Annotated in this window: 14 protein-coding genes; 2 read left to right on the forward strand and 12 right to left on the reverse strand. The window is 63.8% G+C overall.

The window, feature by feature from the left end; all coding sequences use genetic code 11:
- Positions 1-129: 129 nt before the first annotated feature.
- Positions 130-1,611 (reverse strand): NAD(P)/FAD-dependent oxidoreductase, encoded by a 1,482-nt coding sequence (locus tag RWT78_RS23230; protein ID WP_054825210.1) that lies wholly within the window; start codon positions 1,609-1,611, stop codon positions 130-132.
- A 104-nt stretch (positions 1,612-1,715) separates the two neighbouring features.
- On the opposite strand from RWT78_RS23230, the gene RWT78_RS23235 reads away from it, so the two are divergent.
- Entirely contained in the window at positions 1,716-2,333 is a 618-nt protein-coding gene (locus RWT78_RS23235) for a TetR/AcrR family transcriptional regulator (RefSeq protein ID WP_007732244.1), read from the forward strand.
- Here the strand turns inward: RWT78_RS23235 and hisF are convergent.
- From hisF to RWT78_RS23290, 11 genes are all read right to left on the reverse strand, one after another.
- Positions 2,330-3,103 (reverse strand): imidazole glycerol phosphate synthase subunit HisF, encoded by a 774-nt coding sequence (gene hisF / locus RWT78_RS23240; protein WP_003942380.1) that lies wholly within the window; start codon positions 3,101-3,103, stop codon positions 2,330-2,332. The genes RWT78_RS23235 and hisF overlap by 4 nt on opposite strands.
- Complete coding sequence (locus RWT78_RS23245) at positions 3,100-3,933, reverse strand: inositol monophosphatase family protein (RefSeq protein WP_003942414.1); 834 nt, start codon at positions 3,931-3,933, stop codon at positions 3,100-3,102. Before RWT78_RS23245 ends, hisF begins: the two co-directional genes overlap by 4 nt.
- A gap of 9 nt (positions 3,934-3,942) precedes the next feature.
- Entirely contained in the window at positions 3,943-4,677 is a 735-nt protein-coding gene (gene priA, locus RWT78_RS23250; protein WP_314681192.1) for a bifunctional 1-(5-phosphoribosyl)-5-((5-phosphoribosylamino)methylideneamino)imidazole-4-carboxamide isomerase/phosphoribosylanthranilate isomerase PriA, read from the reverse strand.
- A gap of 19 nt (positions 4,678-4,696) precedes the next feature.
- Positions 4,697-4,948: a hypothetical protein gene (locus RWT78_RS23255; RefSeq protein WP_003942374.1), complete on the reverse strand. Its 252-nt coding sequence runs from the start codon at positions 4,946-4,948 to the stop codon at positions 4,697-4,699.
- Entirely contained in the window at positions 4,945-5,580 is a 636-nt protein-coding gene (gene hisH, locus RWT78_RS23260; RefSeq protein WP_003942389.1) for an imidazole glycerol phosphate synthase subunit HisH, read from the reverse strand. The genes RWT78_RS23255 and hisH overlap by 4 nt, the downstream gene beginning before the upstream one ends.
- Before the next feature lie 9 nt (positions 5,581-5,589).
- Complete coding sequence (locus tag RWT78_RS23265) at positions 5,590-6,711, reverse strand: MFS transporter (RefSeq protein ID WP_314681197.1); 1,122 nt, start codon at positions 6,709-6,711, stop codon at positions 5,590-5,592.
- A 116-nt stretch (positions 6,712-6,827) separates the two neighbouring features.
- Positions 6,828-6,977 (reverse strand): hypothetical protein, encoded by a 150-nt coding sequence (locus RWT78_RS23270; protein WP_007732248.1) that lies wholly within the window; start codon positions 6,975-6,977, stop codon positions 6,828-6,830.
- Positions 6,974-7,588, reverse strand: a complete 615-nt coding sequence (gene hisB / locus RWT78_RS23275) for an imidazoleglycerol-phosphate dehydratase HisB (RefSeq protein WP_003942383.1) — start codon at positions 7,586-7,588, stop codon at positions 6,974-6,976. Before hisB ends, RWT78_RS23270 begins: the two co-directional genes overlap by 4 nt.
- Positions 7,585-8,727 (reverse strand): histidinol-phosphate transaminase, encoded by a 1,143-nt coding sequence (locus RWT78_RS23280; RefSeq protein WP_221742627.1) that lies wholly within the window; start codon positions 8,725-8,727, stop codon positions 7,585-7,587. Before RWT78_RS23280 ends, hisB begins: the two co-directional genes overlap by 4 nt.
- Complete coding sequence (hisD, locus tag RWT78_RS23285; RefSeq protein WP_007732254.1) at positions 8,724-10,046, reverse strand: histidinol dehydrogenase; 1,323 nt, start codon at positions 10,044-10,046, stop codon at positions 8,724-8,726. Before hisD ends, RWT78_RS23280 begins: the two co-directional genes overlap by 4 nt.
- 153 nt (positions 10,047-10,199) lie before the next feature.
- Positions 10,200-10,745, reverse strand: coding sequence for a hypothetical protein (locus tag RWT78_RS23290; RefSeq protein WP_314681206.1), 546 nt, complete (start codon positions 10,743-10,745; stop codon positions 10,200-10,202).
- A gap of 55 nt (positions 10,746-10,800) precedes the next feature.
- On the opposite strand from RWT78_RS23290, the gene RWT78_RS23295 reads away from it, so the two are divergent.
- Positions 10,801-12,139 (forward strand): arabinosyltransferase domain-containing protein (locus RWT78_RS23295; RefSeq protein WP_399552181.1); only part of this gene is annotated, 1,339 nt, incomplete at its 3' end.

The raw sequence follows: 12,139 nt of genomic DNA on the forward strand, positions 1-12,139 counted from the left end.
GCCTCCGCGGTGAGCCGACTGATACACAGCTCGGTCTCTTCCCGACTGAACCGGCAGAACCGCTATCCCGTGATATCGGTTCCGACCGGAGTCAGCTCGGCAAGATAGCCGAACGCGGGACAAGCCCGCCTAGACGATCGAATAGTCCTCGAGCGGAAAGCGTTTCGCTTCGACGAACGCATTCCGTGTCGACGTGGGCCGCAGAATCGCAGCCTCGCCGTGCTGATTGAAGTAATAGCTTCGTGCAGTCTGGCAACTACCGCCGTAGAAGACGGAGTCCGCCAGGTTCTCGGTCATCCGGTCGAGGAACTCGGCGTTGGCAGTTTCGGTGACCTCGAATGTTTCGGCGCCGCGCCGTTTCACCTCGCCGAACAGTCGATCCATGTGCTGCATCTGGGATTCGATCGTCGTGAAGTAGGACAACCCGCTGTACGAGTACGGACTGGCGAGCGTGAGGAAATTGGGGAAATACGGAACCGCGACCCCTTCGTAGGCCTGGAAACGGTTGTCGCGCCACCACTTACCGAGGTTTCGTCCCTCGCGACCGATAACCTCGATGGCTGGAAAATTCACATCCCAGAGGTTGAATCCCGTTGCCAGCACCAAGGTGTCGATCTCGGTCTTGCGACCGTCGGCGGTGACGATTCCGTCGGCAGCGATGTGGTCGATCGGCGTCGTTTCGAGATGCACGTTGTCCTTGGTGAACGTACGGAAGTAGCTGTTGGAAAATGTGGGACGCTTGCACCCGAAGTCGTAGTCCGGTGTGAGTTGTTTGCGAAGGCTGGCGTCGCTGACCTGGGACCGCAGAAACGCACGTGATGCGGCCGCCGCACCCTTGTTCAACAGTTTGACCTGCTTGTAGTGCAGGACCGCGCTGACCATGATCATTTCGAGGATCGACGAACTGACAGCGCGGGCGATTCGCTGGGTGAGCGGAATGCGCGAGAACAGCTTCTGCACTGCATTCGGAATGGGGACGTCGATCTTGGGAACGACCCAGATCGGGGTGCGCTGGTAGACGGTCAACTCTGCGGCCTGCCGCGCCACCTCGGGGATCAACTGCACAGCGGTGGCGCCGGTTCCGATGATTGCGGTCTTGGTGCCGGACAGATCGTAGGAATCGTCCCAGGCCGTGGTGTGGATGATCTTGCCGGCAAAGTCGTCGATACCGGAGATGTCGGGCCGATGCGGTTGCGAGAGGAAACCCGTCGCAGTCAGGAGGTACTTGGCAGTGATGTCCGGCGCGGCTTCGACGGATACGACCCAGTGCGAGGAATCCTCGTCCCAGCGGGCTCCGTTGACCACGGCACCGAACGTCATGTGCTTCCGCAGATCGTACTTGTCCGCGACGTGATCGGCGTACTTCTTCAGTTCCGCGCCCGGTGCGAAAAGCCTGGACCAGTTCGGATTGGGCTCGAACGAATACGAGTAGGTGACCGACGCGATGTCGACAGCCAGACCGGGATAGCGGTTGACGTGCCAGGTTCCACCCAGATCGTCCTCGCGCTCGAGGATCGCCAGGTTGTTCAGGCCCAGCCGCTTGAGTTGAATGGCCGCACCCATTCCGCCGAAGCCCGCCCCCACTACTACTGCGTCGTACTGCACTGCCATCGGAGAATCCCTCTCGTGCACTGCACATCAGAAAAACTGCACATCAGAAACTGACACGTCATTCCGTTATTGAGAACGGTATCATTCCTGATGTGACGAAGGCCATGACCAGAGCGGAACGAAAAAAGGCGGAATTGCGCCGCGAGATCATCGACGCATCATTCGAGTGCTTCGCCCAGCGCGGCTATCACGCAACCGGAATTGCCGACATCGCAACAACTCTCGGAATCGGCCATGGGACCTTCTACCGGTACTTCGAGAACAAGCGCGACATCATCGATCACGTCATCGACGACCTCGTCGCAAAGATCATCAGCGCACTGGCCACCGAGAATGCTCCCGACGCCGCCAGCACACTGGACGAGTACCGCGCCCAGGTGGGACGGATCGCCGAGGCGCTCCCCCGCATCTTCTTCGACGACCCCCGCATCCCGCGGGTTCTGCTGTTCGAGACGACGGGCGTCGACGCCGATCTGACGGGCCGGATGCTCGATCTACTCGACCAGTCGGCATCGTTGACCGCGGCGTACCTGCACCACGGAGTCGAATGCGGCTATCTACGCGCCGACCTCGACGTCGACAACACTGCGCAGGCCGTCAACGGCATGATGCTGGCAAGTGCGATTCAAGGATTGCGAGCCGGTTCGTCCGTCGACTGCACGGCGTTGAACCAAGCCATCAGCCGCCTCATGTTCGACGGAATCCGCGCCGAGAACGCCTAGCGAACGACGATTCCCTCGGCACGCATCGCATCCTTGACCTCCGGGATGCTCAGATCGCCGAAGTGGAAGACACTTGCTGCGAGAACTGCGTCTGCGCCCGCTTCGACAGCCGGGGCAAAGTGCTCGACCAGGCCGGCACCGCCACTGGCGATCACCGGTACGTGGACTGCCGCCCGGACAGCGCGGATCATCAGAAGGTCGAAGCCCGCTTTGGTGCCGTCGGCATCCATCGAGTTGAGCAGGATCTCCCCCACTCCCAACTCTGCACCACGCTCGGCCCACTCGACAGCGTCGATCCCGGTGCCGCGCTTGCCCCCGTGCGTCGTGACCTCCCACCCCGACGGTGTGTCCGGCTGCCCCTGGGGAACGGTGCGGGCATCGACCGAGAGGACGATGCACTGCGAGCCGAAACGCTCACTCAGTTCCTTCAGCAGTTCCGGGCGCGCAATCGCCGCGGTGTTGACGCTGACCTTGTCGGCACCGGCACGCAGCAGACGATCGACATCCGCGACCGTGCGCACTCCACCGCCGACGGTCAGAGGAATGAAAACCTGCTCGGCAGTGCGACTTACGACGTCGAGCATCGTGCCGCGATCCGACGTGGAGGCGGTCACGTCCAGGAAGGTCAGTTCGTCGGCGCCCTGAGCGTCGTACGCTGCCGCGAGTTCCACCGGATCTCCGGCGTCGCGAAGATTCTCGAAATTGACACCCTTGACCACTCGCCCGGCGTCGACGTCGAGGCACGGAATCACACGAACTGCGAGGGTCATGACTGTGGTCCTCCTGAGGACGAAGCGCGCGGATCACCGAGCGCGTTGAGGATATCGAGAATCTCACCGTGGATGCCCGGAGCGGCAGCGAGCACCGACTCCGATTCTACGGTCCACGGGCGGCCGGCCAGGTCGGTGACCACCCCGCCCGCACCGCGAACGAGCGCGACCCCGGCCGCGTTGTCCCACGCGTTGCGGCCGTAGACGATCGCACCGCCCAGGATGCCGGCCGCGGTGAAGGCCAGATCGACTCCGGTTGAACCGTGTATCCGGATCCGCGAGGACACCTTGCTGATCTCGGCGAGGAGGTCGAGACGGAAACTGCCGGGGATCCGCCCTCGACTGTTGACGTTGAGCGCACCCAAGCCGACGATCGACGACGCCAGATCGGTTGGCTCCAGCGGCGGTACGGCGATTCCATTGACCAACAACGGACCGCCGGCGCGAGTCGCGTACGTGTGACCGATCAATGGAAGCCAGGTCAATCCGAGCACCGGGACACCGTCGTCGAGAAGCGCCAACAGCGTTCCGGCAGTGGGCAATCCGGCCGAGTAGTTGAAAGTACCGTCAACGGGGTCGAGAACCCAGACGAGCCCGGAACCGACGTCGGGACCGCCGAATTCCTCGCCGTGCACCTCGATGCCGGTCTGCTCGAACAACTCCGCGGTCAACCGCTTCTCGAGCGCAAGATCGACCTCGGTTGCAAAATCACCCCAGCCCTTGCGGACCGCACTCGGGGCGCCGACACCGGAGACGAACTGATCGTGGACGCCGTCGAGAAGCCGACCCGCAATCGCGAGAAGTTCGTCGAGGTCACGCGTCGGAGTCATCTGGAAAATCTATCCGGAAACTGCTGCCAGTGCTTCGGGGAGAGTGAAGCGACCGGCATACAATGCCTTGCCCACGATCGCGCCCTCGACACCCTGATCAACCAGGCTGGAAATGGCGAGTAGATCCTCGATGGTCGACACACCACCGGAGGCGACGACGTGCGCGTCGGTGACCGCGCAGACCTGGCTGAGAAGTTCGAGATTGGGACCGGTCAGGGTGCCGTCCTTGGAGACGTCGGTGACGACGTAACGAGTGCAGCCGTCACGGTCCAGACGCGCGAGGGTCTCCCACAGATCGCCGCCGTCGGTGACCCAGCCGCGACCACGGGTGCGGTACTGACCGTCGACGAGACGAACATCGAGGCCGACAGCGATCTTGTCGCCGTACTTGGCCAATGCACGCGCACACCACTCGGGATCCTCGATAGCGGCAGTACCGAGATTCACGCGAGCACAGCCGGTGGCCAGTGCGGCTTCCAGGGAAGCGTCGTCGCGGATTCCACCGGACAGTTCCACCTTGACCGTCAGGTCGCTGATGACGCCGGCCAACAGTTCGCTGTTGGACCCACGCCCGAAAGCAGCGTCGAGGTCGACAAGATGCACCCATTCGGCACCGTCGTTCTGCCACGCAAGAGCAGCGTCGCGGGGCGACCCGTAACCGGTCTCACTTCCCGCCTCTCCTTGCACGAGGCGAACAGCTTCACCGTTGACGACATCTACAGCAGGCAAAAGGACCAGGCTCACGTGCGGTAACCCTAGTAGGTCAGGACCTCGAACCGTCTTCCGGGTCACCGAACGCTTTTCGGGTCATCCGCTTGGATACGACGCCCATTGCCGCAATCGCAGCGACGACCCCCGCGAGACCGATCACGAGGCCGACGCCCGGCGATGGTTTGAGAACAACGATGACGACGGTTGCGACCGCCAGCGCAGCCACAGCGGCGCCGAGCGAGAACAACGCCAGACGGGCGAGGGAGAAATCGTCACCGCGGTTCGGTCCGGATCCCCCGGTCACAAACTCTGCACCCAGTTGCTCAGCAACTCGGCGCCTGCGTCACCGGATTTCTCGGGGTGGAACTGCGTTGCCGACAACGCACCGTTCTCGACGGCAGCGAGGAACTTTCCGCCGTGATCGGCCCATGTCAGCTTCGGGGGTGCAATGTGCTCGGACGGCGCGAGCTCCCAACTCTGCACACCGTAGGAGTGGACGAAGTAGAAGCGGGTATCGGCGTCTATGCCCTTGAACAGGGTGCTGGACTCCGGAGCCTCCACTGTGTTCCAGCCCATGTGCGGCAGGACCTCTGCTTGCAGCCTCTCCACGGTGCCGGGCCATTCGCCACAGCCCTCCGCCTCGACACCGAATTCGACTCCCCGGTCGAACAGAATCTGCATGCCGACGCAGATGCCCAGCACCGGTCGGCCACCAGCCAGGCGTCTGCCGATGATTCGGTCACCCTGCACTGCACGCAGACCTTCCATGCAGGCCGCGAACGCGCCGACGCCGGGCACCACGAGACCGTCGGCCGCCAGTGCAACCTTCATGTCGTTGGTCACCTCCACCTGCGCCCCGGTGCGCGCCAGTGCGCGAGTAGCCGAATGCAGGTTGCCGGAGCCGTAATCGAGTACAGCAATCGTGGAAGCGCTCATGCCCCAACTCTATCGGGCAACCCTGCTGCCGATCACTTTGCCGCCCGCGGCCAGTGCCGGGAGCAGAGCGACAACGACCGCAGAGACCGCGAAGACCCACGCATAGCCGGCAGTCGTGGCCACGAATCCCAACGCCAGTGCACCGATTCCGGTGCCGGCGTCGTAGCCGATGTTCCAGATCGCGCTGGCGGATCCGAGTTGCCTCGGGCCGGCAGCCTGAAACGCCATGACCAAGGACTCGTTCTGCACCGCCCCGAACCCCAGCCCGAAAAGGACCGCCGCGCAGAACAAGACCGGCGTCGACCCGCCGTCGACGTTGATCGCGAACAGCACCAATCCGATGGTCGACGACGCCAATGCCGGCGCGAGTGTCCGACCACTGCCGAGACGATCGGCGATCAGGCCCGCCGAGTACCGGCCGACCAACATCGACCCACTGGCGGTCGCCAACACCACTCCAGCAACGGCCGCACGCTCCGAGATTGCGATCGGCAGTAGAGACGACAATCCGCCGAACGAGGCGGACACACACGCCAGAGCGAGCACCGGAACCAAGACGGCGAACACACTCAACCGGGCGGATTCCCCGGTCGGCTGGGCGAAGATCTTCGGCAACCCGGCAATGGCCACCAGCGCGAGCGCCGGGATCAGCGCACCGAGGACGAACACCGGTGTCGCCGACCACCGTTCCATGATCGCAAGCCCCAGCGGAAGCCCCGCCATTTGTGACGCTGCGATCGCGATTCCCTGAGCACCGGTGGCACGGCCCAGAATTCGTTTGGGCGCCAACTCCGCCACCAGTGCACTGCCGGCCACCGTCAGCATGCCGAAACCGATGCCACGCACCGCGGAAACCGCCAGGACAGGGCCGGCGTCGGCCGAGATCAACAGCACCAACGACGGTGGGCCGAGGAGCAGACACCCGACCGCCAGCACGCGCCGGTAGCCCTGCGTCCGCAACAACCGAGGCACGAGCAGTTGCGTCAAGACCGTGGCCGCCATGAAGACACCGGTCACCGATCCGGCAAGCGCATCCGATCCGCCGGACTGCGCAACCAGCAACGGCACCACCGGCAACAGCAACGACCAGCCACCGAAAGCTGCTGCCGCCATGATCAGGACACCGATCATGCCCGGAGTGCGAAGCAACCCCGGCGATGGAGCAGGATCTTGCGTCTCAGATACAGTCACTTTTCGCGTCACAGACACAGTCACTTTTCGCGTCACAGACGCAGTCACTTTTCGCGTCACAGACGCAGTGCGCCTGCTACCGCCGCCAGAACCGCCAACGCCAGAAGGATTCCCGACGCAAGCTTGTTGACCTTGAACATCGAGTAGGCGCCGCCCACGGCAATACCCGCGCCGATGAACAGCAGATAGGTGAAGAGGACGCTCACAGTGTGCCCTTCGTCGACGGCACGCCACTCACGCGCGGATCCGGCTCGACCGCCTCACGCAGAGCGCGCGCAACGGCCTTGTACTCGGCTTCGGTGATGTGATGCTGATCGCGGCCGTACAGAACCCGAACGTGCAGTGCGATACGTGCATTCAATGCGATCGACTCGAACACGTGGCGGTTGATCACCGCGTGATACGGAACGCCCGGGTACCCGCCGATGACGGAATGCACCATGTAGTCGGGCTCACCGGTGTGCACGCAGTACGGGCGACCGGAGACGTCGACCGACGCGTGCGCCAGCGTTTCGTCCATCGGGATGAAAGCGTCGCCGAAACGACGGATGCCCTTCTTGTCGCCGAGAGCCTGGCCGAGCGCCTGGCCGAAAACGATCGCGGTGTCCTCGACGGTGTGGTGAGCGTCGATCTCGACGTCACCCTTCGCCTTGACGTCCAGATCGAAGCTGGCGTGCGTACCCAAGGCATTGAGCATGTGGTCGAAGAACGGAACGCCGGTGGAGACGTCGACGATGCCGGTCCCGTCCAGATTCAGTTCGACGACGATGCTTGATTCCCGAGTTGTTCGTTCGATCCGCGCGATGCGATCGCTCATGCCGTCTCTCCTGAATTCGTGTCGACCAGCTGGGTGCCTGCGATTTCGTCACTGGCCTTGATGAACGCGTCGTTCTCGGCTTCGAGTCCCACGGTGGCCCGCAGATATCCGGGGATGCCGATGTCGCGGATGAGAACCCCGCGGTCGAGGTATTCCTTCCACGCCTGTGCACTGTCGGTGAACTGACCGAACAAGATGAAGTTCGCGTCACTGGGAATCACTCGGAAACCGTTGTCCGCCAGCGCCTTCGACACTCGATCGCGCTCGGCGGACAAGGCGTGCACACTGCCGAGGGTCTCGTCGGCGTGACGCAGGGCGGCACGTGCCGCCGCTTGCGTGACCACCGAGAGGTGATACGGCAAGCGCACCAACAACAGTGCGTCGATGAACGCGGGAGCGGCGGCGAGGTAGCCGAGTCGGCCACCGGCAAACGCGAAAGCCTTGCTCATGGTGCGGGTCACAACCAGCTTGGCCGGGAACTCGTCGATCAGCGTCATCGCGCTGGGGGCAGCGGAGAACTCCGCGTACGCCTCGTCGACGATCACGATGCCCGGCGCCACGTCGAGGATGCGTCGCAGTTCCGCAATGCCGACGCTGTGTCCGGTCGGGTTGTTGGGGCTGGTCACGAACACGACGTCGGGTCGACGTTCCGCGATCACGGTGACGGCAGCATCCACGTCGAGTGCGAAGTCGTCCCGACGGAAGACCTCGACCCACTCGGTATCGGTACCGTCGGCGATGATCGGGTGCATCGAGTACGAAGGCACAAAACCCATCGCGCTACGTCCCGGACCTGCGAAGGCCTGCAACAGCTGCTGCAGAATCTCGTTCGATCCGTTTGCCGCCCACAGATTGTCGACGGTGACCGGTACACCTGTCTGCTTCGCCAGGTACGCAGCCAGATCCGTCCGCAACGCCACAGCGTCACGGTCGGGGTAGCGGTGCAGTTCCTTCGCGGCTTCGCGCACGGATTCGGCCACATCGTCGATGAGCGCCTGGGTCGGCGGATGCGGGTTCTCGTTCGTGTTGAGCTGAACCGGAACCGTCAACTGCGGTGCGCCGTACGCCGACTTTCCACGCAGGTTCTCGCGAATCGGAAGGGCGTCGACCGAAATCGACTCTCCAGGAGCACTACTCATCGCAGAGCCTCGAATCGCAGACGCACAGCCTCGCCGTGAGCCGGCAGATCCTCCGCATTGGCCAGCGTGATGACGTGTCCGGCAACGTCTTTCAGTGCAGACTCGGAGTAGTCGATCACGTGGATTCCACGAAGGAACGTCTGCACACTCAGACCGGAGGAGTGGCGTGCACACCCGGCCGTCGGCAGAACGTGGTTGGAGCCGGCGCAGTAGTCGCCGAGACTGACCGGCGCCCACGGGCCGACGAACACGGCACCAGCGCTGGTGACCTGAGCTGCCACCCCGGTTGCATCCTCGGTCTGGATCTCGAGGTGCTCTGCCGCATACGCATTGACGACTCGCAGACCAGCGGAAACATCAGAAACGAGCACCGTGCCCGACTGGCTGCCGGTCAGCGCCGTGGTGACGCGCTCGCGATGCTTGGTGATCTCGAGCTGCGCAGCCAGAGCCTTGTCGACCGCGTCGGCCAAGTCGACGCTGGTCGTGACAAGAACGCTGGCGGCCATCACGTCGTGCTCGGCCTGGCTGATGAGATCGGCGGCAACGTGGACCGGGTCAGCGGTGTGGTCGGCGAGGATCGCGATCTCGGTGGGACCGGCTTCCGCGTCGATGCCGACCAGTCCGCGGCACAGACGCTTGGCGGCAGTGACATAGATGTTGCCGGGACCGGTGATGAGGTCGACCGGGACAAGCTCGGTTCCATCGGTGTCGGTTCCGCCGTAGGTAAGGAGGGCGACGCCCTGCCCGCCGCCGACGGCCCACACCTCGTCGACGCCGAGCATGGCTGCGGCGGCAAGAATGGTCGGGTGCGGCAATCCGCCGAAGTCGGCTTGGGGCGGCGAGGCGACAACAAGCGATCCGACGCCGGCCGTCTGAGCCGGCACGACGTTCATGACAACGCTGGACGGGTACACGGCATTGCCGCCGGGCACGTACAGCCCGACGCGCTCGACTGGAACCCAACGCTCGGTGACCGTGCCACCCGGAACGACCTCGGTGACGGTGTCCTTGCGACGCTGATCGGCGTGCACCTTGCGGGTGCGCTCGATCGCAACCTCGAGGGCTTCCTTGACTGCGGGGTCGAGTTCACGAAGTGCGCGCTCGAGCTCGGCTGCGGGTACACGAACCGAAGCCGGACGAACGCCGTCGAACTTCTCGCCGAATTCGAGGGCGGCTTCTGCCCCGCGATCACGGACGGCTTCGACCATCGGGCGAACCTGATGCAGTACCGCGTCCACATCCACTCCACCTCGGGGAAGCGCGGCGCGAAGTTCGGCCGTGGATGGGGTACGACCACGCAGGTCGGTGCGGGCAAGCATGAGAGTTCCTCTCGTACGCAAACGGGGTGCCTGTGCAAGCGGCAGCAAACCGGTCCGGCATCACAGGCCCTGAACAGCGCGCCTGAAACACAGAACTAACGTCAATTATCCAGGATAGGCGCACCCCATTTTTCACCGGTCCACCTGCAACGCTCACTGCAGGTCCGGCGCCCGCCGCCGGGCGAGTTCGATCAGCTCATCCCTTCGAGGTGTTGCCACCGAGACTTCACGGCCGTCATGCAGACGAAAGCGGACCCCGTCGCCGGGTGACGCGAGAATTACCCGCATACCTGGGCCGGTCATTCGATAACCGATTCCGGAGCCCATCCCGATATGTACTGGAGTTGCAGACGCAACTTCGTCCCACCGAAATACCTGACGCAGCCCCGGAGACAGCGCGATCGACACTCGTTCGACGTCTGTGGTGATGATCACGCGCACCTTCCACATGTACGCGGCCAACCCGAAGGACAGGACCGCGGACAACACGGCGCCGATGTAGCCCGCCGGGTCACGCTGCACGATCGCCGCGAACCCGCAGACAATTACCAGGACAATTCCGAGGACGACGCAGAATGCGACCGTCGAACGCCGCAGGAGTGGGCTCAACGAAATGGACTCGTGAACTTCGTGCACAGCACCCCCGCCTCGATCGCCGACAACCCCCACACCGTGGAACGGCACCGGGAACACGACCATCCCATTACTCGCGCTTTTATAACAAACACGTCACGCACAGCTAGGGTCCAAAGTCGTGACAGACAGTGACGTGGCCACGACCGCACCTCCGGCCTTGCCGACCCCCGAGCGATCCAGCGGACCGAACCGAGCACGGATCGTTGCGATTGTCGCATCCATCCTCGGCATAGTTTTGTGCGGCTCGATACCGTTCCTGCCGATCGAACAGGACACCGCCGCCGTCAACTGGCCGCAGGCCGGGTCGACGACAAGCGTCGAGGCGCCATTGGTCTCGTACACACCGTTGCGCATGGAGGCATCGATTCCGTGCGCGTCGATCAGTGAGTTGGCCGCCACCGGAGGAACGCTCGTCTCGACTGCTCCCCCGGGTGCCGCCGATGCGCGCCGCTACGGATTTGTTGCCACTGTCTCCCCCGAATCCTCCGACGCTCCCGCTCGGGTCGACGTTGTCCTGCGCGATCGAGTGTTGCTCTCGACACCCGTCGCTGATCTGCCGAGTGGATGCGCACTCACGCTCGCCGCCGAGCCGACCCGAACCACCTTCAGTGCCACCGGTTCCGAACCGCGCGTCATCGAGGGCGACAGCCGGCCACAGGTAGTCGGCGTCTTCAGCGACCTCGATTCGGCGGCAGCCGGTTTGAACGTCTCGATCGAGGCGGACTCTCGCTTCACGTCGAGCCCGTCGGTGATCAAGACTCTCGCCATGATTCTCGGGGCACTCACGGCTGTCGTGTCTCTCTTCGCGCTGCACCGCCTCGACAACCGCGACGGCCGGGGCACACGCAAATTTCTGCCCGCCCGATGGTGGAAGTTCACCGTCCTCGACGGCGTCGTCGTCGGAACGCTGGTGCTGTGGCACTTCATCGGCGCTACCACCACCGATGACGGCTACCAGTTCACGATGGCAAGAGCCTCCGAGCAATCGGGCTACATGTCCAACTACTTCCGGTGGTTCGCGGTCCCCGAAACCCCGTTCGGAACGCCGTATTACAACATCCTCGGACTCCTGGCCCACGTCAGCACCGCAAGCCCCTGGGTCCGTCTGCCTGCTCTGTTGGCAGGCATCATCACCTGGCTCGTCATCAGCCGGGAGGTTGCGCCTCGGCTGGGCGCCGCCATTCGCGGAAATCGACTCGCCCTCTGGACCGGCGCGCTTGTCTTCCTCGCATTCTGGCTTCCGTTCAACAACGGACTGCGCCCCGAACCGATCGTTGCCCTCGGCGTGCTGCTGACCTGGTGCTCGATCGAACGCGCCGTCGCGACGAGACGACTTCTGCCGGTCGCAGTCGCGATCCTGATCGCCGGATTCACCTTGACTGCCGGCCCTTCCGGCCTCATCTGCTTTGCCGCACTCATCGCCGGAATACGCCCGATCATGCGCATCATCATCGAAC

The sequence above is a fragment of the uncultured Rhodococcus sp. genome, assembly GCF_963525155.1.
Classification (GTDB): Bacteria; Actinomycetota; Actinomycetes; order Mycobacteriales; family Mycobacteriaceae; genus Rhodococcus_F; species Rhodococcus_F qingshengii.

Bases quoted from the DNA above. Each gene is read 5' to 3' on its own strand.
- RWT78_RS23230 (WP_054825210.1), bottom strand. From the start codon at position 1,611: ATGGCAGTGCAGTACGACGCAGTAGTAGTGGGGGCGGGCTTCGGCGGA.
- RWT78_RS23235 (WP_007732244.1), top strand. From the start codon at position 1,716: ATGACCAGAGCGGAACGAAAAAAGGCGGAATTGCGCCGCGAGATCATC.
- hisF (WP_003942380.1), bottom strand. From the start codon at position 3,103: ATGACCCTCGCAGTTCGTGTGATTCCGTGCCTCGACGTCGACGCCGGG.
- RWT78_RS23245 (WP_003942414.1), bottom strand. From the start codon at position 3,933: ATGACTCCGACGCGTGACCTCGACGAACTTCTCGCGATTGCGGGTCGG.
- hisH (WP_003942389.1), bottom strand. From the start codon at position 5,580: ATGAGCGCTTCCACGATTGCTGTACTCGATTACGGCTCCGGCAACCTG.
- RWT78_RS23265 (WP_314681197.1), bottom strand. From the start codon at position 6,711: ATGATCGGTGTCCTGATCATGGCGGCAGCAGCTTTCGGTGGCTGGTCG.
- hisB (WP_003942383.1), bottom strand. From the start codon at position 7,588: ATGAGCGATCGCATCGCGCGGATCGAACGAACAACTCGGGAATCAAGC.
- RWT78_RS23280 (WP_221742627.1), bottom strand. From the start codon at position 8,727: ATGAGTAGTGCTCCTGGAGAGTCGATTTCGGTCGACGCCCTTCCGATT.
- hisD (WP_007732254.1), bottom strand. From the start codon at position 10,046: ATGCTTGCCCGCACCGACCTGCGTGGTCGTACCCCATCCACGGCCGAA.
- RWT78_RS23290 (WP_314681206.1), bottom strand. From the start codon at position 10,745: ATGGTCGTGTTCCCGGTGCCGTTCCACGGTGTGGGGGTTGTCGGCGAT.